Consider the following 21,641-nt stretch of genomic DNA (forward strand, 5'->3'; position numbering starts at 1 on the left):
CGCTCCGCACGCCCGAGAGGGAAAATCCAACCGTCAGGGCGAACTCACAGCTGGATAGAAGTTGGGGGCAACGTCACGACGGAAATATATTGATGCGCTGCTGGACGAGGAAGTGGCTACCGGAGTGCTGACGCTCGATCCGCTGACATCCGATGAGATGGCGCAATCTCAGGCGGGCAATTTCCGCCATCGTCGGGACGGGCTCTCCTTACGGCTTGCCGACGACGTGCGCGAGGGACGCAAAGTCCCCCGAAAGCGCGTCGCGCCTGGGGAGATACCGCTTCCATTTCTGCGTCGCAGGATTGTCCGACTGCGCCGCCGTCTTGCCGCGAAAAGTCATGCGGCATTTCTAGAGGCTCTTCGGGAGGAGGATTTCTCCATATATATTCATCGAATCTCGCCGTTTAAGGCAGCTATGAGGCGTGTATATTTCTATAATAAGCTTTTATCGTCAAATGCGATTTTCTCTAAAATACGAAAAATTATCAATATAAGATCTTAGTTTTGCAAGCCTCCCGCCGGAGCGGTGATCGATAGCCCCCTCCCGGGAAAAAAGGGGCTATTTGAGACGTTTCAGCATCTCTGCCTTGACCTTCTTCGCCCACACATCCCAGTTAAGCCGGTCGCGGGAATCTGCGAGGCAGTTTTCAGAGAAGCGTCGATAGCGGTCCTTGTCGCGGACGAGTTCGGCGATAGCGTCGGCCATCTCCTCGGCGGAGCCGTCGACAGGGAAAAGCAGCCCCGTCTCACCGTCCTTGACCACCGAGGGCACGCCGCCGGTTCGTGTGCTGATGATCGGCAGGCCATAAGTGGCCGCCTCCGCGAAGACCATGCCGTAGCATTCGAACTGGGTCGGCATGATGAAGAACTGAGCCTGATCGTAGAGTTCGTTCAGGCGCGCAAACTCCTCCGCATTGGATTTCTTCAACCGACCGTGAAACGTTACGCCGTCATGCGTCTCGCGCAGGCCGGTCGGCCGGTAGCCCACGACATCCAGCCGCGCCGAAATTCCTCTCTCACGCAGAATACGCGTCACTTCGACCGCCTTCGGTCCGCCTTTTCGGTGCCAGGAGATTCCCACGAACAGGAGCCGCAATTCGCCGCCGAGTTCGCGTACCCTGCCTCTCAACTCATGTTGGAGATTGGGTCCCCAGGCGATCTCAATAACGTCGTCCGGTGATTTTCCGTAATCATGTATTGCTGATGTGCACGCCCAAGAGGATGGGTATAGGCAAAATGAGCTTTCCGTAACCGATTCCGTAGAAAAACTTATCAAATTTCTCCTAAAATAAGACAATAAACGATCGTACTCAGGGTAATAAGAAGAAATAAGTTTTCCAGTGGCGTCATTTATATTAATTGTACGATGTTTTTCCGAAAGTATTTTACAGATCGAAGCGCAGCCAATGACGAAGATATAATCGCAATCGACGGCCGCCAGCCGCCGCCGGGCGGGCAGTGTGCCCAGCCACGCGGCCAGAGGTGACCAAAGGAGGTTGATGCGTCCGCCGGTAATGCGGCGTACTATCTTGAGAACGGCCATATATAAAAATAAAAATGGCCTGCGTTCGACGTATACAACGTTCGTATACTCGGACAAGTATTTTACCATGTAATACGGCGTCCCCGACCACAGAATGGGGTTGAGGACGTCGCCCGCGCCGACAATGGCGATGCGCACGTTGCCGGTCTTTCTATCCTCAGGCATCGATATGGATGTCTCTGTAACTGAAGAGCGTCCGAAATCGTCCAAGTCTTTGGGCCTTGTCTGAGTTGGAGCACTTCGCTTTCCGGGGGAGGCTCAGCCGGCGCTCGATTTGCGTCTAATGCACGCGGCTGGCTTTCGGTCAAGCTGATCGGAGCTCCGCAGATGTTTCCGATTTGAGCATTTGCCGAAAGGTGACCAATCCAGGACGCTCGGTCCGATACCGACTTCGATCGCCTCGGGTCGTCTGCGCGCGCTGGGTCACGATCGAGCGCCCAGCTCAATAGGCGTTGCGGTGAATGATGACCCGTGGCGTCATCGCCAGGATCTTGATGTCGAGCCATAGCGACCAGCCATTTATATATTCGAGGTCAGCCGCCACGCGCTGCTCGATATCCTCCCGGCATTCTGTGGCGCCTCTGAGGCCGCGCACCTGCGCAAGCCCGGTGATGCCGGGTTTCATCGCGTGCCGGCTCCAATATTCGGGCACCACGTCCCAGAAGAGCTGCTCCTCGGCGCGCGAGCCGAGCGCGTGCGGCCGGGGGCCGACGAGGCTCATCTCGCCGGCCAGCACGTTGAGGAGCTGCGGCAACTCGTCGATGCTGGTCAGGCGCAGGAAGCGGCCCACACGGGTGATGCGGGCGTCGGCGCGCGCCGTCGAGGCCGAGCCTTTCGTATCCAGCTTGTGGACATGCATGGTGCGCAGCTTGATGCAGCGATAGGCCCTGTTGTTGCGCCCCACCCGGGGCTGCAGGAAGAAAACGGGCCCGGGGGTATCGATCCTGATGGCGATTGCCGCCACCGCGAGGATCGGCAGCACGGCCGGCATCAGCGCGAGCGTCACGACGAGGTCGAACAGGCGCTTGGCGGCGCGCTCGGCGGTGGAGAGCGGCCGGCGCGAGATGATGAGGGTGGTGTGTCCCTCCCAGTGCGACAGGTCGAGCGGCCGGACATCGCCGAGATCGGCGACGATCTCCGCGTCGAAGCCGCTAAGCTGCATGACCGCGCTCCACTCTACCCGTTCGTCCGGGTCGTCGAAGGACAGCACGATGCGGTCGGCGTCCTGGACGATACCTGTCAGCCTGCCGAAGAACCTGGGGTCACGGATCGCCGGGACGAGGCCTTCGGTGCGCACGTTCAGCGTCCGCGTGAAGCGGTCGGGTGCGGCATTCGAGGACGACAATCCATCGGTCATGACCAGCGTCCGCGTCGCGACGATGGCGTTGAAGAAATATTTCATCAGCCAGCGGAGCAGCGACCTGGCAATGACGAGAAGCAGTATGGCGACGATCAGCGTATAGCCGGTCGCCAGGCGCGAGGCTTCGTTCGATATCTTAAGCGCGAAGACGACGGCCAGGCTGAACGCGACACTGACGAGGAGCGCGGAGATCGAGGCGAAGACTGAGCGCGCTACGGAAAGCAGGGTTTTCAGCGCGTAGCCGCGCAGAACCAGCGAAGTGAGAAAATAGACTGGAAACGCCAATATGAAGGTCTGCAGCCAATCGCCGGTCCCCAGCGCGCGAAAGCGTATCCATTCGCCGATCAGGCACGCGAGGAGAATAACCACGGCATCGAGTACCATCGCGCCGCACGAAACGCCCAGCCGAACCGCTTGTCGCAAGGATGTCTTCATCGCCGGTGTTCGTTCTCCGTCCGCGTCGAATCGCTATTCAGGAATAACAATGTTGTTCACCGTGAAATACTAAAATCCAGACGAAAGCGCAAAAATATATGCACGCAATCGATTTCAATTCATATGGAATCTCGCATAGGTTGTCTTGATGTTAACTTTAGGAATATCAGATGCGACATGAATGCCTAACATTATGAGGGGCGTTGTCTCTCTGCCGCGGGTGCGGCGCGTGATGGTATCTAATTGCTATTTCGCGATAGTCTTTCAGGTCGAGGGACAGGCGGTCACGACGTTTTTCGTCGGGGGGGGGGGGGGGCTGTTCAATGCGGTGATCGCACAGGGGCCATCGTTCACGCGAGCGCCCGTTCGAGGTAGGCGGCGGACTGCTCGCGCAGCGAAGCAAGCCTAGGCGCCACGGCCGCGTAATCAATGGCCGTCGCCGCCAGCCGCTCGATCTCTGCGGGGCTCGGCCGCACCACCAGCCGCTCCAGCAATCCCAGCTGGCCCAGCAGAGAGGTGAAGCGGTCGGCACCCCGTCCCTCGTTCAGAATCGCGATGAAGGGCTTCTCGAAGAGGATCGAGAACACCGTGCCGTGAAAGGAATCCGTCACGACGAAGTCGGTGTCCATGAAGGAACGGAGCCAATCCGGGATGCTGCCTGCAATGTGAGATTCATGTATCGAAGTATGAAGGGTACAATAGCTTGGACCGAGTGCTTGTAGTGCCGTACTGAATATCGAGTGACTGGCTGGCGTGTTGTCCAGGATATATTGGAGAACAGAATGTCCACCTACCTCACGACGAGCCGCCGCGAGGTGATCGTAAAAAGCGCAATCGTGAAGTAGTGTTGGATCAAGTACGTGGATGGCGTCCTGCCGGTTGAATGTATCCGAGCATATGGCAAGCCCCGAGTCTTCTCGGACCGAGATTGAATTGAATTTCTCCAGAAGCATAGTCACTCTGGATGTCCATTCCGGGTATCGCCATTCGCCATACCCAAAGGAGGCGGCATATGAAATCTTTCGCAGGGGCATGTCCTCTGCGAAGCCGAAGAAAAAATCGCCTTCCATGCCTCGGGGAAGATAATCGAGGCGCCAGACCTGATCGGATCCAACAATCAGCGTATCGAGATCGAATTTTTTCACCGCTCCAATCATTTGACGCGAGTCATCAATAGCACCGGAGCGAATGCTGATATGTCGGTTGATAAATGATCTGAATCGACCCTCGACTTGCAATCGGACAATCTTCTGAATTGTCAGTCCGAGATATTTATCATAAAATGAGTGTATATTATCGAAGCAACTTAGTTTAAGTCTTGCCTTATACTCAAATATAAATGATAAATCCGGCATACGGGCGAGCGTGATTGATAATTTACTCAATAACAATTGACGACGTGAGGGTGAGTGGCGCGCCTCTAGAAGTACAACAGTGTGCCCAGCATCGGTCAAGTGCTTGTACAGAGCAAGGGCCTGAAGAATGCCCCCGTAATTATGCCTCAGTGGTAGTGTCAAGAGACCGATACGTCTGACCACGCTAAGCTTCCTATCATTTCGTCTCGCGCCCGCGCCATCGGCTCCGGCGGTTCAGCTAGCGCCCATAATAATCGCGATACCACGCCACGAACCGGGCGACGCCTTCGCGGAACGGCGTTGCCGGCCGGAAGCCGGTCAGCGACTGGATCAGCGCCGCATCCGCCCATGTCGCCGGCACGTCGCCGGCCTGCATGGGCAGGTAGTTGCGGATCGCCTTGCGGCCGATCTCGGCCTCGATGGCGTCGACGAAGTCGAGCAGGCGTACCTTGTCGGAATTGCCGATATTGACGACGCGGAACGGCGCCGCCGGGCTCAGGCTGTCGCCGGGCACGGCCTCGTCGCGGGCACCGGGCAGCGGCGGCACGGTGTCGATCAGCAGGCGTATGCCGCGCGCGAGGTCGTCGACATAGGTGAAGTCCCGCCACATCTCGCCGTGATTGTAGATATCGATCGGCGTGCCTTCGAGGATGCCGCGGGTGAACTTGAACAGCGCCATATCCGGCCGTCCCCACGGTCCGTAGACCGTGAAGAAGCGGAACATCGTCGTCGGCAGGCCGTAGATGTGGGCGTAGGAATGGCCCATCGCCTCGCCCGCCTTCTTGGTCGCGGCGTAGATGGTGAGCGGCGTGTCCGCCTTGTCGGTCTCGCGGAACGGCATCTCCTCATTGGCGCCGTAGACCGACGAGGTCGAGGCCATCAGGAGGTGCTGCACCGGCACGGCGCGCGCGCATTCCATCACGTTGAAGGTGCCGACGATGTTGGCGTCGATATAGGCGCGCGGATTCTCCAGGCTGTAGCGCACGCCAGCCTGCGCGGCGAGATGGACGATGATGTCGGGGCGAAAGCTCTCGACCGCGCTGCGCAGCGTCTCGAAATCCTCCAGCATCGCCTCGGTGGCGCCGAAGCCCTCATTCTGCGCCAGCATGGCGTGGCGCCGCTGCTTGAGGCGCACGTCGTAATAGTCCGTCATCCCGTCATAGCCGTGGATGACGAAGCCTTCCGAAAGCAGCAGGCGCGCGAGGTGGAAGCCGATGAAGCCGGCCGTGCCGGTGATGAAGACGCGTCGTCCGGCCAAGCCGCTCTCCCAGTCTCGCGCCCGCGTGCCGTAACGCTACGGTCCGGAGTCGTGAGGGTCCGGGCCGGAGTGTTACGTCGTGTCACGCGGCTTGGGAAGCGGGATCGCCGCGGCGCGTCAGCCCACCGCGCGCAGATGGCGGATCGGCCGGCCCGGCGTCATCGCCTGCGCGGCGCGAGCGATGCCCTGTGCGTCGATGCCGAAATGGCGGTAGAGATCGGCAATCGTGCCCGTCTGCCCGAAATGCTCGACACCCAATGCGCGCGAGCGGTGGCCGTGGACGGAGCCGAGCCAGGCCAGCGTCGCCGGGTGGCCGTCGACCACGGTGACCAGCGCGCAGCCGGCGGGCACCGCGTCGAGCAGGCTCTCGACATGGGCGCGGGCACCGTACTCGCCGGCCTCGCGCGACCGCTGCGCCTGCGTCCAGCCCGCGTGCAGCCGGTCGGCGGAGGTGACGGCGAGCAGCCCGACGTCGCGGCGGTCCTCGGCGATCAGCCCCACCGCCTCGATGGCTTCCGGCGCCAGCGCGCCGGAATAGGCGACGACGACCTGCGCGTTCGGTCCCGGCCGGCGCAGCCAGTAGCCGCCCTGCACGATCTCCTCCGCCAGTGCGGCGTTGATGGTCCGGCGTGGCTGCTCGATGGTGCGGGTGGAGAGGCGCAGATAGGCCGAGCCGCCATCTTCCGCCTGGGCGTGGGCGAAGGCGAAGCGCAGGATCACCGCCAGTTCGTCGACGAAGGCCGGCTCGAAGCTCGCCAGCCCGTCCTGCGCCATGCCGATCAGCGGCGTGGCGATGGACTGGTGCGCGCCGCCCTCCGGCGCCAGCGTGACGCCCGAGGGGGTGGCGGCGAGGATGAAGCGGGCGTCCTGGTAGCAGGCATAGTTCAGCGCATCGAGCCCGCGCTCGATGAAGGGGTCGTACAGCGTGCCGACGGGCAGCAGCCGCTCGCCGAAGATGGAGTGCGACAGGCCGAGCGCCGACAGCATGGTGAACAGGTTCATCTCGGCGATGCCGAGCTCCATGTGCTGGCCCTTGGGCGAGAACTCCCAATTATAGGTCGAGGGGATGCGCTCCTTCCTGAAGGTATCGGTCAGCTCCTCGCGGGCGAAGAGTTGCCGCCGGTTCACCCAGGCGCCGAGATTGGTCGAGACGGTGACGTCCGGCGAGGTGGTGACGATGCGGCGGGCGAATTCGTCGTCGCGCTTGCCGATCTCGTTCAGCAGCAGGCCGAAACCCTGCTGGGTCGACATGGCGGGCTGCAGCGGTACGTCGAGCGCCGCCGGCACCGGGACGGGTGCCGCCTCATACCGGCGCGGGCCGTGTGCGATGAACGGCACTGCCTTGAGGAAGCCCTCCAGCGTCGCCGCCGGCGTCGCCAGCCCCTCGAACCTGTCCCATTCGTGGCCCTGACGCACGCCGTGGCGCGCGCGCAGGCTCTCCACCTGCGTCGGCGTCATCAGGCCGGCATGGTTGTCCTTGTGGCCGGCGAGCGGCAGGCCGAAGCCCTTGATGGTGTAGGCGATGAAGCAGACCGGGCGGTCATGGCCGCGCGCCGCCTCGAAGGCATCGACCAGTGACGGCAGGTCGTGGCCGCCGAGATTTCCCATCAGAGCGGCCAGCTCGTCGTCGGTGCGGCGCTCCAGCAGGGCCGAGACCGCGCCTTGGTCGCCAAGGTCGTCGGTGAGGCGCTTGCGCCACGCCTTGCCACCCTGGAAGGTCAGGGCCGAGTAGAGCTGGTTCGGGCAGCTGTCGATCCAGTCCTTCAGCGCCTGCCCGCCCGGCTCGTTGAACGCCGCCTGCTGCAGCCGGCCATATTTGAGGATGACGACGTCCCAGCCGAAGCTGCGGAAGATGGACTCGAAGCGCTCCCACAGCCCCTCGCGCACCACGGCGTCGAGGCTCTGGCGGTTGTAGTCCACGATCCACCAGGTGTTGCGCAGGCCGTGCTTCCAGCCCTCCAGCAGCGCCTCGAAGATGTTGCCCTCGTCCATCTCGGCGTCGCCGACAAGGGCGATCATCTTGCCCTCCGGTCCGTGGCCGAGCCCCTTGGCGGTGAGATAATCCTGCACCAGCGAGGCGAACAGCGTCTGGGCGACGCCGAGCCCGACCGAGCCGGTGGAGAAGTCGACGTCGTCAATGTCCTTGGTGCGCGAGGGATAGGACTGCGCGCCCTTGTAGCCGCGGAAATTCTCCAGCTTCGCGCGCGTCTGGTTGCCGAACAGGTACTGGATGGCGTGGAAGATCGGGCTCGCATGCGGCTTCACCGCCACCCGGTCCTCCGGCCGCAGTGCCTTGAGGTAGAGCGCCGTCATGATGGTCGCCATGGAGGCGGAGGACGCCTGGTGGCCGCCCACCTTCAGCCCGTCCGTGCTGGGCCGCACATGGTTGGCGTTGTGGATCGTCCATGTGGCGAGCCACAGGATCTTGCGCTCCAGCTCCTCCAGAATGGCGAGGTCGTTCGCGCTCGTCTCGGCGGTCTTTTCGGCGATGCTGGCCATGGTCGGCGCTCCGGGCTTGCCCATGGGAACAGCCTAGGCACGGGCGTCGGGCGTTTGGAGCTATTCTTGGCCGCCGGCTGGGCCTAAATTGGCTCAAATCACCAAGCTGACGCCATTGAGCGGTGCTTCATGCCAGAATCGAAGATCGACGAGACCGACCGCAGGATCCTCGCCGCGCTCCAGCAGGATGCGCATATGACGATGGAGCGCCTCGCCGAGCTGGTCGGCCTGTCGCCCTCGCCCTGCGCGCGGCGTGTGCGCAATCTGGAGGCCGCCGGCGTCATCAAGCGCTATGTCGCCGTGGTCGATCAGGAAAAGGTCGGCCTGCCGGTCAGCGTCTTCGCCTCGATCCGGCTGGAGCGCCAGCGCGAGGACGAGCTCGACCGCTTCGCCCGCGCCATCGCCCGCTGGCCGGAGATCGTCGAATGCTATCTGATGACTGGCCAGCGCGACTATCTGCTGCGCATCGTGGTGAAGGACCTGCCGGCCTACGAGGCCTTCCTCAAGCGCACGCTGACCCGGCTGGAGGGCGTCGCCTCCATCGAATCCAGCTTCGCGCTTAGCCAGGTGAAGCACGCCCAGGCGCTTCCCGTCGACTGAGCGCCCCTCGCTCCTAGTCCTTCGCGCCCCTGCCGATGCCGACATAGCGGAAGCCCCGGCTGGTGAGGTCCGCGGGCGGGTAGATGTTGCGCAGGTCGACGACGACGGGCTGGCGCAGCAGCGTCTTCAGCCGGTCGAGATCGAGGGCGCGGAAAGCGTCCCATTCGGTGACGATGACGAGCCCGTCCGCCCCCTCGGCGCAGTCATAGGGGTCGTTGGCGTAGTCAACGGCGGGGGGCAGCACCTTGCGCGCCTCGGCCATGCCGACGGGATCGAAGGCGCGCACGCGCACGCCGCGGTCGAGCAGCGACTGCACGATGTTGATCGCCGGGCTGTCGCGCATGTCGTCGGTGTTCGGCTTGAAGGTGAGGCCGAGCACCGCCACCGTCGCGCCGCGCGGCGGCGTGCCGATGGCGTCGAGCACGCGCCGACCCATCGCCGCCTTGCGGCTGTCGTTCACCGTCGTCACCGTCTCGATGAGGCGCAGCGGCGTGCCGGCCTCCTGCGCCGTGCGCATCAGCGCCAGCGTGTCCTTGGGAAAGCACGAGCCGCCATAGCCGGGCCCGGCATGCAGGAATTTCGGGCCGATGCGGCGGTCGAGGCCGATGCCGCGCGCCACTTCCTGCACGTCGCCGCCCACCTTCTCGCACAGGTCCGCCAGCTCGTTGATGAAGGTGATCTTCATGGCGAGGAAGGCGTTGGAGGCGTATTTGATCAGCTCGGCGGTGGCGCGCTCGGTGAACATGACCGGCGCGGCGTTGAGCGAGAGCGGGCGGTAGAGCGCGGCCATCACCTCCCGCGCGCGGGGGTCGCTGGTGCCCACGACGATGCGGTCGGGCCGCTTGAAGTCCTCGATGGCGGCGCCCTCGCGCAGGAATTCCGGGTTCGACACCACGGCGATATCGGCGTCGGGCGCCTCCTCGCGGATGATGTGCTCGATATCCGCGCCGGTGCCGACGGGCACGGTCGACTTGGTGACGACAACCGTGAAGCCCTGCGCGGCGCGGGCGATCTCGCGGGCGGCGGCGTGGACATAGGAGAGGTCGGCATGGCCGTCGCCGCGCCGCGAGGGGGTGCCCACCGCGATGAACACCACCTCGGCCTCGCGCACGGCCTGCGTCAGGTCGGTGTCGAACTGGAGCCGGCCGGCGGCGGCGTTGCGGCGCACGAGATCGTCGAGGCCCGGCTCGAAGATGGGGATCTCGCCCTGCTTCAGCCGGGCGATCTTGTCGGCGTCCTTGTCGATGCAGACGACCTCGTGGCCGAAATCCGAGAAGCAGGTCCCGGACACGAGCCCGACATAGCCGGTTCCAATCATCGCGACGCGCATGGAAATCTCACTGTCTGCACTCGGAAACGGGACGGAGCCGATGGCGGCCGCGCCCGTTCGTAGCCCATCGTCCGCGCCGTTTCGAGGGGGCCGGCGCACCGTGCGGAACGACGCCGGCCCTGCGCCCGCGCGGGCGAACCTCTTTGCAGAGTCGTGCGTCGGTTTCGCGACAGCACCTTGCCGGCCTGCACGCGGAAGTGATGACGCGACGTCAAGACGACGCCCGCGGGATAAAGTAAAAGAGAATGTATAAATCCAGCAAATCCACATTAGACTAATTAAAAACAAGCAATTACGAAATGTTTAGTTGACACAAAGGGTGCTGCGGGCGGATTAGGCGACCAGAAATTGGTTCCTCGCCGGTGTTTCCCGCCCATGTGCCTGCCCCTGCGTCCGCTCTTCCTTGCCATGCTGCGCGTCTGGTCGGCCAAGGCCGACACCGTGTTGCTTGGGCGGAGGCTGGCGTTCCTGGTGCTGGCCTTCGCCGCTCTGGCTGTGCCGGCGCGCGCCGACATCGCGCTGAAGGACGTCACCGGCCGCGAGGTGACGCTGGCCGCGCCCGCAAGCCGGCTGCTGATCGATGACGGGCGCTTCCTCGTCGCGCTGGCGCTGATCCATCCCGATCCGGTGAGCGTGCTCGCGGCGTGGCCGCGTGACATCAACCGGATCGGCAAGAGCACCTTCGAGGCCTACAAGGCGAAGTTCCCGGCCATCGAGAGTCTCGCCAAGGTGGCGAGCTCAGCCGGCGCGCTCTCGGTCGAGCAGGTGGTGGCGGCCCGCCCGGACCTTGCCGTGTTCTCGCTCGGTTCGCAGCCCTCGCCCGAGGAGCGCGCGCGCATCGAGGCGGCCGGCATTCCGGTCGTGGTGATCGACTTTTTCACCCATCCGCTGGTCAATCTGGAGCCGAGCCTCACCCTGCTCGGCAAGGCGACCGGGCGCGAGGCGCAGGCGCAGGACTTCCTCGCCTTCCGCCGCGCCCGTCTCGACGCGGTGAGCGCGAAGCTCGCCGGGCTGGCGCCCGAGGCGCGTCCGCGCGTGTTCCTCGAACCGCATGCGGCGATGACGGCGGATTGCTGCAATTCGCCCGGCAAGGGCAATGTCGGCGACATCATCGAGGCGGTGGGCGGCACCAATATCGGGGCGGCGGTCATCCCGCGCGCCTTCGGCAAGCTCAACCTCGAATATGTCGTGGCGCAGGACCCGCAGGTCTACATCGCCACCGGCGGCAGCCACATGGAGGGCACCGCCGGGCTGCTGATCGGGCCGGAATACAGCCTTGAGAAGGCGCGCGAGACTCTGGCGCGGGTCGTCGCCCGCCCGGGCTTCTCAGGCCTTGCGGCGGTGCGCGACAAGCGCGTGCACGGCCTCTCCCACCAGATGCTCAACTCGCCGCTGGATCTCTTCACCGTCGAGATCCTGGCGAAATGGATTCATCCCGAACGCTTCGCCGACCTCGACGTCGGCAAGACGGTCGCGGAGGTGAACGCCCGCTTCCTCGCCGTTCCTGTCGAGGGGCCCAACTGGATCGATCTCGACTGAGCGCGCACGCAGCCGGGGCCTGCGCGCTCCCAACGCCCGAAACCTGTCCTCAACGGAGACACCCGATGCCGATCGACGCGACCTTTGCCCGGCCCCGCCTGCGCAGCCTCGCCCTCGCCACCGTCGCCCTGTTCGGCTTCGCCGGCGCGGCCTTCGCCGACCCCGAGTTCGTCAAGTCGGTGAAGCCGGGCGACGGCCTCTACGAGATCGTCTTCAGCGGCGCGACCAACCGCGTCTATGTCGCCGCCGCCGGCGCGCGCGGCGCGAACGAGACCTTCGTCTACGCGCTCGATCCCAAGACGCTGGAGACCAAGGAGACCATCGCGCTCGGCGACGATCCGGTGTTCGGCCTCGGCATCAACAACAAGACCAAGACGCTCTACGGCACCCAGACCCGTGACGGCTCGCTGGCGGTGATCGACCTCGCGAGCGGCAAGGTCGTCGCCAAGATCGCTCAGGGCGAGAAGGCGCATGTGCGCGAGGTGGCGGTCGACGAGGCGGCGAACCGCGCCTATGTCACCATCACCGGCCGCCGTGACAGCTCCTCCTCGGTGTGGATCGTCGACGGCGCCAAGAACGAGATCGTCGGCACCATCGACGATCTGCCGGGCGCGGTGACCGGCATCTCGCTCGACGCCAAGGGTGGGCGGCTGTTCCTCTCGGCGATGGAGGGCAACCTCGTCCACGTCGTCGACATCGCCAGCAAGAAGGTCACGACCTTCCCCTCGGGCGGCGAGGGCGCCATCAACCTCCTCTACGACGCCTCGGGCGATCAAGTCTTCGTCGCCCATCAGGGCTCGGGCGAGGTGGTCGCGCTCGACGCCAAGGACGGCAAGGTGATCAAGAAGATCCCGACCGGCGCCGGCGCGCTGAGCCTGGCCATCGACCCCTCGCGCAGCATCCTCTACGTCACCAATCGGCAGGCCGGATTCACCAGCCTCGTCGACACCAAGACGCTGGAACCCATCGCCAATGTGGTGACCGGCTCGATGCCGCAGACGGTCGCGGTCGATGCCGCCACCGGCAACGCCTATGTCTCCAACAAGCTGAAGACCGCCGGCCGTCCGCGCCCGCCCGCGCCGCCGGCTGATGCGCCCCCTGCCGGTGCGGCTCCCGGCGCTGCGCCGCAGCCCGTCTCCGCGCCCGCCGGTGCGCCCACCGGTGCGCCTCCTGCGGGCGAGCGCGCCCGCCCGGTGCCGATGGTCGACCCCTATGGCGACACCGTCACCCTGATCAAGCCCTGACCGGTCGCCGGAGCCCGATGGTCGATGACGTCTTTCCACGGAGCGACACGCATGCGTGACGGTGCGCAGCCGGCCGGCGCCGACAGGGCGGCCTTCGCCCCGGTCCTGCCCTTCGCGCTGGGTTCCGCCGGCGAGACGCTCGTCGCCCGCGGCTGCCTCGACCTCGTGCCGGCCGGCGATGCGGCGCCGGGCGAGCGGGTGCGCCGCCTGCTCGCCGGCGGCACGGCCGGCCCGCGCCTCGTGGTCGGCGCGCTGCCCTTCGCGGTGGACGCGCCGGCCCATCTCTACCGCCCGGCCGAGGTGACCTTCAGCACCGGCCGGGCCTGCTTCGCCGCCGCCTTCACCCCGCCCGCGCTGGTGAAGGCGCAGGCAAGCCCCGCACCGCGCTGGCAGGTGAGCGCCGAGCCCCCGCTCGCCGCCTATCGCGCGGCGGTTGCGCAGGCGCTCTGCCTTCTCGCCCGCGAGGAGGAGGGGCTGCGCAAGATCGTGCTGTCGCGCAGCCTCAAGCTCGTCGCCGACTGCCCGGTCGAGGCGGCGGCGCTGCTGCGCGCGCTGGCGCGGGACGAGAGCGTGACCGCCTTCTGCGTGCCGCTGCCGCGTGGGCGCATCCTCGTCGGCGCGACGCCGGAGCTGTTGGTGTCGAAGCGCGGCGCGGCCGTGACCTCCCGTCCGCTCGCCGGCTCGGCGCGGCGCTCGTCCGATGCGGGCGAGGACCGGGCGGCGGCGCAGGCCCTTCTCGCCTCGGCCAAGGACCGCCGCGAGCACCGCGAGGTGGTCACCGCCATACTCGACCAGCTCGCCCCGCATTGCGAGGAGCTTTTCGCGCCGGAGCCCGAGCTGGCCGCCACCGCCAGCATGTGGCACCTCGGCACCCCGATTTCCGGCCGCCTGCGCGATCCCTCGTTTTCCGCGCTCGATCTCTCGCTGCTGCTGCATCCGACCCCGGCCGTCTGTGGCTCGCCGCGCCTTCCCGCCGCCCGCGCCATCGCGGCGCTGGAGGGCTATGAGCGCGGCTTCTATGCCGGCGCGGTCGGCTGGTGCGACGCGCAGGGCGACGGCGACTGGCACGTCGCGATACGCTGCGCGGAGATTGCCGGCAACGAGGCGCGGCTCTATGCCGGGGCCGGCATCGTCACGGGTTCCGACCCGGTGGCGGAGGGCGAGGAGACCTCGGCCAAGTTCGCCGCCCTGCTCACGGCGCTCGGCATCGACGAGGACGGCCATCCGCTCGCGGAGGAAGGTGCGTGATACCCCTGAAGCAGGCGTGGCCGGCCGAATTCGCCGCCCGCTACCGGGCCGCCGGTTATTGGCGCGGCGAGACCTTCACCTCTTTCCTGCGCGAACGCGCGGCCGCGATGCCCGAGCGCATCGCCGTGGTCGGCGGCGACCAGCGCTGGAGCTTCGCCGAGCTGGAAGCGCGCGCCGAGCGCATCGCCCGCGGCCTGCTGGCGCTGGGGCTCAAGCCCGGCGACCGGGTGGTGGTGCAATTGCCCAACATCGCCGAATTCCTCTCGGCGGTGTTCGGCCTGTTCCGCGCCCGGCTGGTGCCGGTCTATGCGCTGCCGGCCCACCGCATCGTCGAGATCGCCCATTTCGCCCGCACGGCGCAGGCACGGGGCTACATCGTCGCCGCCGGTCACGAGGGCTTCGACTACCGCACGCTGGCCGCCGAGGCGCGGCGCGAGGTGCCGGCGCTCGACCATGTCGTGGTGGTGGGCGACGGCGGCGATTTCCCTTCGCTCGACACGTTGCCGCCGGGAGACGAGGTGAAACTCCCGGCCGACGCCGATCCGTCCGAGGTCGCCTTCCTGCAGATTTCCGGCGGCTCGACAGGGCTTTCCAAGCTCATCCCGCGCACGCATGACGACTATATCTATTCGTTCCGCGCCAGCGCCGAGATCTGCCGGCTCGGACCTTCCAGCGTCTATCTCGCCGCGCTGCCGGTGGCGCATAACTTCCCCATGAGTTCGCCCGGCGTGTTCGGCGCGCTTTATGCGGGATCGCGCGTGGTGCTCGCGCCCTCGCCGAGCCCGGAGGTCGCGTTCCCGCTGATCGCACGCGAGAGCGTGACCATCACCGGTCTGGTGCCGCCGCTCGCCCTGCTCTGGCTGCAGGCGGCGCCGGGGACGGCGCACGACCTCTCCTCGCTCGACGTCCTGCAGGTCGGCGGGGCGAAGTTCCTCACCGAATCCGCCCGCCGGGTGAAGCCGGTGCTCGGCTGCACGCTGCAGCAGGTGTTCGGCATGGCCGAGGGGCTGGTGAACTACACACGGCTCGACGATGACGAGGAAACCATCGTCTCGACGCAGGGCCGCCCGATCAGCCCCGACGACGAGGTGCTCATCCTCGACGACGCCGGCAGCCCGGTGCCAGAGGGCGAGGCGGGCAACCTGCTGACGCGCGGGCCCTACACCATCCGCGCCTATCACAACAATGACGGCGCAAACGCCCGTGCCTTTACGCCGGACGGCTTCTACCGCACCGGCGACGTGGTGAAGCGCACGCCCGAGGGCTATCTCGTCGTGCAGGGCCGGGCGAACGACCATATCAACCGCGCCGGCGAGAAGATCTCGGCCGAGGAGATCGAGGATCATCTGCTCGGCCATGCGAACGTGTTCGACGCGGCGGTGGTCTCGCTACCGGACGAGTTCCTCGGCGAGCGTTCCTGCGCCTTCGTCATCGCGCAGGGTGAGAGGCCGAAAGCGGCGGCGCTGAAAGCGTGGATGCGCACGCGCGGCCTCGCCGACTTCAAGGTGCCGGACCAGATCGTCTTCGTCGACGCCTTCGAGACCACCGCCGTCGGCAAGGTCTCGCGCAAGGAGCTGCGCGCCAGCTTGCGCCGACGCTTTCTCGAACAGGCGGAGGGCTGAGCATGGCCGCGACCAAGGGGCTGCCGACGATTGCTCCCTACGAGCTGCCGCGCGCCGACGAGCTGCCGGCGGCCCGCGCCCCGTGGACGCTGGAGCGCGACCGCGCGGCGCTGCTGATTCACGACATGCAGAACTATTTCCTGCGCGTCTTCATGCCCGATGCCCCACCTCTCGCGCCCGTCATCGCCAATATCGCGGCGCTGGTCGGCGCCGCCCGCGCGGCTGGCGCGCCGGTGTTCTACACCGCGCAGGAAGGCAACCAGGACCGGCGCGACCGCGGGCTTCAGGCCGATCTCTGGGGACCGGGCATGAGCGCGGCGGCCGAGCACCAACCAATTGTGGCCGCGCTCGCGCCGCAGCCGGGCGACTTCACACTGGTGAAGCACCGTTACAGCGCCTTCCAGCGTTCGAACCTCGAAGCGCTGATGCGCGCGCGCGGGCGCGACCAGCTGATCGTCTGCGGCGTCTACGCCCATATCGGCTGCACGCTCACCGCCGCCGACGCCTTCATGCGCGACATCGAGCCCTTCATGGCCGCCGACGCGCTGGCCGATTTCTCGCGCGCGAAGCACGACCTCGCGCTGTCCTATGTCGCTGATGTCTGCGGCGTGCCGCTGCCGACCGCGCGCATTCTGGAGCTGCTGTGATGGCCATCGAGCCCGGCGACATCAAGCGCATCGTCACCCCGGCCGCGCCGGTGACGCGCGAAAGGATGCGCGCGGACATCGCGAAGATGCTGCACGAGGACCCTGAGGAGATCAGCGGCGGCGACAGCCTGATCGACCTCGGGCTCGATTCCATGCGCGCGATGAACCTCGTGCTGGCGTGGAGCGAGGGCGGGCTCGACCTCGAATTCTCCGAATTCGCCGAAGACCCGACGCTCGACGGCTGGTGGGCGCTGGTCGACGCGCGCCAGAAGGCGCGGGGCGGCTGACGTCATGAACGACCGGCCGGGCGCGGCGCATCCGCTCACCGAGGCGCAGTCGGGCCTGTGGTACGCGCAGCGGCTCGACCCCGCCAATCCGCTGTTCAACACCGGGCAATATATCGAGTTGGCCGGCCCGCTCGACCGCGCGGTCTTCGAGACCGCGCTGGCGCAGGCGGTGGCGGAAGCTGAGGCGCTGGCGCTGCGCATGGTCGACGCTCCCGCCGGGCCGATGCAGATTGTCGATCCCGCCCGCCGCCCGGCGCTGGAGGTGATCGACGTCTCGCAGGCGCCCGACCCGCTCGCCGCCGCCAAGGCCGACATCGCCCGCGACATGGCGGGGCCTGTCGACCCGGCGCGCGACCCGCTGGCCGCCGAGCGGCTCTTCGTGCTCGGCCCCGAGCGCCATGTCTGGCAGCAGCGAATCCATCACCTCGCCATCGACGGCTACGGGATGATCCTGCTCACCCAGCGTGTCGCCGAGCTTTACAATGCGCGCCGCCGCGGCAGCGAGGCGGGGGCAAAGCTTCCCGGCCTTGCCATCGCGCTCGATGAGGATGCCGCCTATCGCGCCTCCGAAAAGCGGGAGAAGGACGGCGCCTATTGGCGCGAGCTGTTCGCCGACCGGCCGGAGGCGGCCAGCCTCGCGCCCGGAATGCCGACCAGCGCGCCGCGCTTCCACCGCAGGGCGGTCGAGATCGACGGCGCCGCCTTCGCCCGGCTGCGGGAGGCGGGCGAGCGCACCGCCGTGCCGTGGCCGGATGTCGTCACCGCGTTGACGGCCGCCTATGTGCGTCGCCACACCGGCACGGCCGAAGCGATTGTCGGCGTGCCCTTCATGGCGCGGCTGGGCAGCGCAGCGGCGCGGGTGCCGGCCATGCTGATGAACGTGCTGCCGCTGCGCGTGACGCCGGACGAGGCGGCGCCGCTCGACGACGTCCTCGGCACGGTGGCGAAGAGCCTGACGCGCGCCCGCCGGCACGGGCGCTACCGCTCCGAGCAGCTGCGCCGCGACCTGCGCCTCGTCGGCGGCCAGCGCCGGCTGCACGGCCCGCTGATCAATCTGCTGCCCTTCGACGAGACGCCGCGCTTCGACGGGCTGGCGTGCCGGCTGGAGGTGCTCTCCACCGGCCCGGTGGAGGACATCACCTTCACCTTCCGCCTGCACGGCACGGAGGGGCTGCGCCTTGAGGTCGACGCCAACCCGGAGCTGTACGACGCCGGCACGGTGGAGGCGCATGCGGCGCGGCTGAAGCACTTCATCGAGGCGGCGAGCGCGGCCGCAACGCTCGCCGAGGTGCCCACCGCCACCCCCGCTGAGGCGCACCGGCACCTCTTCGCGCTCAACGCCACCGACCATGACGTGCCCGACACCACGCTCGCCGCGCTGATCGAGGCCCAGATGCGCGCGACGCCCGATGCGCCGGCGCTGCGTTTCGATGGGCGTACGCTGGACTACGCCACGCTCGATGCCCGCAGCGCGGCGCTGGCGGGTGCGCTGGCGGCGCGCGGCGTCGGTCCGGGCAGCCTCGTCGCGGTGGCGCTGCCGCGCTCCCTCGAACTGGTGATCGCTCTCGTCGCCATCCTGCGGGCTGGCGCGGCCTATCTGCCGCTCGACCTCGCCCAGCCCGACGCGCGGCTTGCCCGCATAATCGGCTCGGCGAAGCCCCGGCTGGTGCTGGCGCAGGCGGATGCCGAAGAACGGTTTGCCGGCGAATATAAGATTTTTCCTCCTGAAAAATGGCCAGCGGTGCTGGCCGATCGGGTGCCCCCCGGACCGGCGCCGGGCGACGCCGCCTATGTGATCTACACCTCCGGTTCGACGGGCGAGCCGAAGGGCGTCGTCGTCGAGCACCGCGCCATCGTCAACCGCCTGCTCTGGATGCGCGAGCATTACGGATTTACCGCCGCCGACCGTATCCTGCAGAAGACGCCGGCGACCTTCGACGTCTCGGTGTGGGAGTTCTTCCTGCCCTTTCTCGCCGGCGCCTGCCTCGTCGTCGCGCCGCCCGAGGCGCATCGCGATCCCGTCGCGCTGGCGCGGATCATCCGCGAGGAAAAAATCACCACGGCGCATTTCGTGCCCTCCATGCTCGCCGCCTTCCTCGCCGAGCCGCACGCGCAGGGTCTGTCGCTGGCCCGCGTCTTCTGCTCCGGCGAGGAGCTGCCGGCGGACCTGCGCGACCGCTTCCACCGCACCGTCCAGGCCGAGTTGCACAATCTCTACGGGCCGACCGAGGCGGCGGTGGATGTGAGCTACTGGCCGGCCGGGGCCGACGACCGCTCGCGCCCGGTGCCGATCGGCTTTCCCGTGTGGAACACGCGGCTCTACGTGCTGGACGAGGCCGGCCGGCCGCAGCCGCCCGGCGTGCCGGGCCATCTCTCTCTCGGCGGCGTGCAGCTCGCGCGCGGCTATCTCGGCCGCGACGACCTGACCGCCGAGCGCTTCCGGCCCGATCCGTTCCGGCCCGGTGCGCGCCTCTACGCCACCGGCGACCTCGCTTTGTGGCGGCCGGACGGGGCAGTGGTGTTCCTCGGCCGCTCCGACCATCAGGTGAAGATACGCGGTCTGCGGATCGAGCTCGGCGAGATCGAGGCGGCGGTGATGGCCTCCGGCCTCGTCCGGCAGGCCGACATTCTCGCGCGCGAGGATCGCGGCACCACGCGCATCGTCGCCTATGTCGTGCCCGAGCCCGGCGCGGACCTCGCCGGGCTGAAGGGCTTTCTCGCCACGCGGCTGCCGGACTACATGGTGCCGGCCGCCTTCGTCGCGCTCGACGCGCTGCCGGTGAACGCCAATGGCAAGCTGGACCGCGGCGCTCTGCCGGCGCCGGATTTCGCCGGCTCCGGCGCGCGCGCGCCCGAAACGCCGAGCGAGGTTCGCGTCGCCGCCCTGTTCGCCGAATTGCTGCGGACGGAGGCGCCGGTCTCCGCCGAGGACGATTTCTTCACGCTGGGCGGCGATTCGCTGCTGGCGGTGGCGCTGCTGCTGCGCGTGCGCGAAGCCTTCGGGCGCGATCCCGGCCTCGGCGCGCTGTTCGCCCAGCCGACGGTCGCGGGCCTTGCGTGCCTGCTCGACGGGGATGAGGGCGTGACCGATGCCGGGCTGACACCGCTGGTCACGCTGGTGGAGGGCGATCCCGCTCTGCCGCCGCTCTTCGCCATCCACCCCGCCGGGGGCATCGCCTGGTGCTATGGAAGGCTGGCGCGCGCGCTTGAACCCCGCCGCACTGTCTACGGCGTGCAGGCGCCCGCGCTCGCCCCCGGCGTGGCGACGCCCGAGAGCCTGGAGGCGCTGGCCGCCGATTATGTCGAACGCCTCCGTGCCGTGCGGCCGGAGGGACCTTATCACCTTGTCGGCTGGTCGGTCGGCGGCATCGTCGCGCAGGCCATGGCGGTACGGCTGCGCGCGCTGGGTCTCGACGTCGGCGTGGTGGCGATGCTCGATTCCTACCCGGCCGACTGCTGGCGCGCCGAGCCGGAGCCGGACGAGGGCGCCGCGCTGAAGGCACTGGTCGCGCTGGCCGGTCACGACCCCGACCGGCTTCCCGCGCTGGCGCTCAACCGCGCCTCGGTGCTCGCCTTCCTGCGCGCCTCGGACAGCCCGCTCGGCATGCTGCCGGATGCGGTGCTGGACGGCGTGGCGCGCGTGGTGGCGTCGAACAGCGCGCTGGTGCGCGGCCATTATCATCGCCGCTACGAGGGCGAGGTGCTGCACTTCCGGGCGGCGCTGGACCACAAGGAGCGCGATCTCTCGCCTTCCCTGTGGGCGGAACACGTGGCGGATATCCGCGTGATCGACATTCCCGCGCTGCATGCCCATCTCACCGGCCCGGAGGCGACCGCTCTCGTCGCGCCCGTGCTGGCGCGGGCGCTGGCGGAGCGCGAGACGAACATCAGGGAGACGACGGCATGCGCGACAGCGGTCTGAGCGGGCGGCTCGCCCTTGTCACCGGCGCGGCCGGTGGCATCGGCACGGCGGTGGTGCGGGTGCTTCTCGACGAAGGCGCCCGCGTGGTGGCGACCGACCGCGACACGGCCGGCCTCACCGCGCTGGCGGACCTACCGGGCGTGACGACGGCGCCGCTCGACGTGCGCTCCAGCGAACAGGTCGACGCCCTCGTCGCCCGCATCGAGCGCGAGAGCGGCCCCATCGACCTGCTGGCCCATGTCGCCGGGGTGCTTTCCTACGAGCCGGTGGTGAGCCTGTCCGATGCCGAATGGGAGCGGGTGCTCGACATCAATGTCGGCGGCGTCTTCCGCGTCTGCCGGGCGGTGGCGCGGGTGATGCAGGAGCGCAAGCGCGGCGCCATCGTCACCGTGTCGTCGAACGCCGCCGGCATTCCCCGCCACGCCATGGCGGCCTATGCCGCCTCCAAGGCGGCGGCGACCATGTTCACCCGCTGCCTCGGGCTGGAGCTGGCGCCGCACGGCATACGCTGCAACATCGTGGCGCCCGGCTCGACGCTGACGCCGATGCAGACCGGCATGTGGGCGGATGCGGGCGGCGCGGCGCGGGTGATCGCCGGCTCGCCGGAGACCTTCAAGTCCGGCATCCCGCTGGGCAAGCTGGCGACGCCAGAGGATGTGGCGGAGGCGGTCGCCTTCCTGCTGTCGGAGCGCGCCAGCCACATCACCATGGCCGATCTCTATGTCGACGGCGGCGCGACCTTGAGGGGGTGA

At 67.3% G+C, this 21,641-nt stretch carries 15 protein-coding genes; 9 read left to right on the plus strand and 6 right to left on the minus strand.

What is annotated here, in order from left to right; translation table 11 throughout:
- Nucleotides 1–559: 559 nt before the first annotated feature.
- The 5 genes from MWN33_RS07160 to MWN33_RS07180 all read right to left on the minus strand — a co-directional run bounded on the left by MWN33_RS07160 (nt 560) and on the right by MWN33_RS07180 (nt 8,450).
- Nucleotides 560–1,681 (minus strand): glycosyltransferase family 4 protein, encoded by a 1,122-nt coding sequence (locus MWN33_RS07160; RefSeq protein WP_247199814.1) that lies wholly within the window; start codon nt 1,679–1,681, stop codon nt 560–562.
- 304 nt (nt 1,682–1,985) lie between these two features.
- Complete coding sequence (locus MWN33_RS07165) at nt 1,986–3,338, minus strand: exopolysaccharide biosynthesis polyprenyl glycosylphosphotransferase (protein WP_247199815.1); 1,353 nt, start codon at nt 3,336–3,338, stop codon at nt 1,986–1,988.
- 350 nt (nt 3,339–3,688) lie between these two features.
- Nucleotides 3,689–4,876, minus strand: coding sequence for a polysaccharide pyruvyl transferase family protein (locus MWN33_RS07170; RefSeq protein ID WP_247199816.1), 1,188 nt, complete (start codon nt 4,874–4,876; stop codon nt 3,689–3,691).
- Nucleotides 4,877–4,931: 55 nt separating this feature from the next.
- Nucleotides 4,932–5,951 carry an NAD-dependent epimerase/dehydratase family protein gene (locus MWN33_RS07175; protein WP_247199817.1) on the minus strand — a complete coding sequence of 340 codons (1,020 nt, stop codon included), beginning with the start codon at nt 5,949–5,951 and terminating at the stop codon, nt 4,932–4,934.
- Nucleotides 5,952–6,068: 117 nt separating this feature from the next.
- Nucleotides 6,069–8,450 carry a transketolase-like TK C-terminal-containing protein gene (locus tag MWN33_RS07180; RefSeq protein ID WP_247199818.1) on the minus strand — a complete coding sequence of 794 codons (2,382 nt, stop codon included), beginning with the start codon at nt 8,448–8,450 and terminating at the stop codon, nt 6,069–6,071.
- A 129-nt stretch (nt 8,451–8,579) separates the two neighbouring features.
- Between MWN33_RS07180 and MWN33_RS07185 the strand changes: the two genes are divergently transcribed.
- Nucleotides 8,580–9,050, plus strand: coding sequence for an Lrp/AsnC family transcriptional regulator (locus MWN33_RS07185; protein ID WP_247199819.1), 471 nt, complete (start codon nt 8,580–8,582; stop codon nt 9,048–9,050).
- A gap of 13 nt (nt 9,051–9,063) precedes the next feature.
- Here the strand turns inward: MWN33_RS07185 and MWN33_RS07190 are convergent, their stop codons facing one another.
- Nucleotides 9,064–10,380, minus strand: coding sequence for a UDP-glucose dehydrogenase family protein (locus tag MWN33_RS07190; protein ID WP_247199820.1), 1,317 nt, complete (start codon nt 10,378–10,380; stop codon nt 9,064–9,066).
- 375 nt (nt 10,381–10,755) lie between these two features.
- Here MWN33_RS07190 and MWN33_RS07195 point away from each other — a divergent pair, with 375 nt between their 5' ends.
- The 8 genes from MWN33_RS07195 to MWN33_RS07230 all read left to right on the plus strand — a co-directional run bounded on the left by MWN33_RS07195 (nt 10,756) and on the right by MWN33_RS07230 (nt 21,641).
- Nucleotides 10,756–11,919: an ABC transporter substrate-binding protein gene (locus MWN33_RS07195; protein ID WP_247199821.1), complete on the plus strand. Its 1,164-nt coding sequence runs from the start codon at nt 10,756–10,758 to the stop codon at nt 11,917–11,919.
- A gap of 65 nt (nt 11,920–11,984) precedes the next feature.
- Nucleotides 11,985–13,163, plus strand: a complete 1,179-nt coding sequence (locus MWN33_RS07200) for a YncE family protein (protein ID WP_247199822.1) — start codon at nt 11,985–11,987, stop codon at nt 13,161–13,163.
- 51 nt (nt 13,164–13,214) lie between these two features.
- Nucleotides 13,215–14,411: an isochorismate synthase gene (locus MWN33_RS07205; RefSeq protein ID WP_247199823.1), complete on the plus strand. Its 1,197-nt coding sequence runs from the start codon at nt 13,215–13,217 to the stop codon at nt 14,409–14,411.
- On the plus strand, nt 14,408–16,033 hold the full coding sequence (locus MWN33_RS07210) for a (2,3-dihydroxybenzoyl)adenylate synthase (protein WP_247199824.1): 1,626 nt from the start codon (nt 14,408–14,410) through the stop codon (nt 16,031–16,033). Before MWN33_RS07205 ends, MWN33_RS07210 begins: the two co-directional genes overlap by 4 nt.
- 2 nt (nt 16,034–16,035) lie before the next feature.
- A complete protein-coding gene (locus MWN33_RS07215) occupies nt 16,036–16,680 on the plus strand; it encodes an isochorismatase family protein (RefSeq protein ID WP_247199825.1) in 645 nt (214 codons plus the stop codon).
- On the plus strand, nt 16,680–16,967 hold the full coding sequence (locus MWN33_RS07220) for a phosphopantetheine-binding protein (protein ID WP_247199826.1): 288 nt from the start codon (nt 16,680–16,682) through the stop codon (nt 16,965–16,967). The genes MWN33_RS07215 and MWN33_RS07220 overlap by 1 nt, the downstream gene beginning before the upstream one ends.
- 4 nt (nt 16,968–16,971) lie before the next feature.
- Complete coding sequence (locus MWN33_RS07225; RefSeq protein WP_247199827.1) at nt 16,972–20,889, plus strand: amino acid adenylation domain-containing protein; 3,918 nt, start codon at nt 16,972–16,974, stop codon at nt 20,887–20,889.
- Nucleotides 20,871–21,641 carry a 2,3-dihydro-2,3-dihydroxybenzoate dehydrogenase gene (locus MWN33_RS07230; protein WP_247199828.1) on the plus strand — a complete coding sequence of 257 codons (771 nt, stop codon included), beginning with the start codon at nt 20,871–20,873 and terminating at the stop codon, nt 21,639–21,641. The genes MWN33_RS07225 and MWN33_RS07230 overlap by 19 nt, the downstream gene beginning before the upstream one ends.

The organism is Ancylobacter koreensis, assembly GCF_023016525.1.
Lineage (GTDB): Bacteria > Pseudomonadota > Alphaproteobacteria > Rhizobiales > Xanthobacteraceae > Ancylobacter > Ancylobacter koreensis.

Bases quoted from the DNA above. Each gene is read 5' to 3' on its own strand.
- MWN33_RS07165 (WP_247199815.1), bottom strand. From the start codon at position 3,338: ATGAAGACATCCTTGCGACAAGCGGTTCGGCTGGGCGTTTCGTGCGGC.
- MWN33_RS07180 (WP_247199818.1), bottom strand. From the start codon at position 8,450: ATGGCCAGCATCGCCGAAAAGACCGCCGAGACGAGCGCGAACGACCTC.
- MWN33_RS07185 (WP_247199819.1), top strand. From the start codon at position 8,580: ATGCCAGAATCGAAGATCGACGAGACCGACCGCAGGATCCTCGCCGCG.
- MWN33_RS07190 (WP_247199820.1), bottom strand. From the start codon at position 10,380: ATGCGCGTCGCGATGATTGGAACCGGCTATGTCGGGCTCGTGTCCGGG.
- MWN33_RS07195 (WP_247199821.1), top strand. From the start codon at position 10,756: ATGTGCCTGCCCCTGCGTCCGCTCTTCCTTGCCATGCTGCGCGTCTGG.
- MWN33_RS07200 (WP_247199822.1), top strand. From the start codon at position 11,985: ATGCCGATCGACGCGACCTTTGCCCGGCCCCGCCTGCGCAGCCTCGCC.
- MWN33_RS07205 (WP_247199823.1), top strand. From the start codon at position 13,215: ATGCGTGACGGTGCGCAGCCGGCCGGCGCCGACAGGGCGGCCTTCGCC.
- MWN33_RS07215 (WP_247199825.1), top strand. From the start codon at position 16,036: ATGGCCGCGACCAAGGGGCTGCCGACGATTGCTCCCTACGAGCTGCCG.
- MWN33_RS07220 (WP_247199826.1), top strand. From the start codon at position 16,680: ATGGCCATCGAGCCCGGCGACATCAAGCGCATCGTCACCCCGGCCGCG.
- MWN33_RS07225 (WP_247199827.1), top strand. From the start codon at position 16,972: ATGAACGACCGGCCGGGCGCGGCGCATCCGCTCACCGAGGCGCAGTCG.
- MWN33_RS07230 (WP_247199828.1), top strand. From the start codon at position 20,871: ATGCGCGACAGCGGTCTGAGCGGGCGGCTCGCCCTTGTCACCGGCGCG.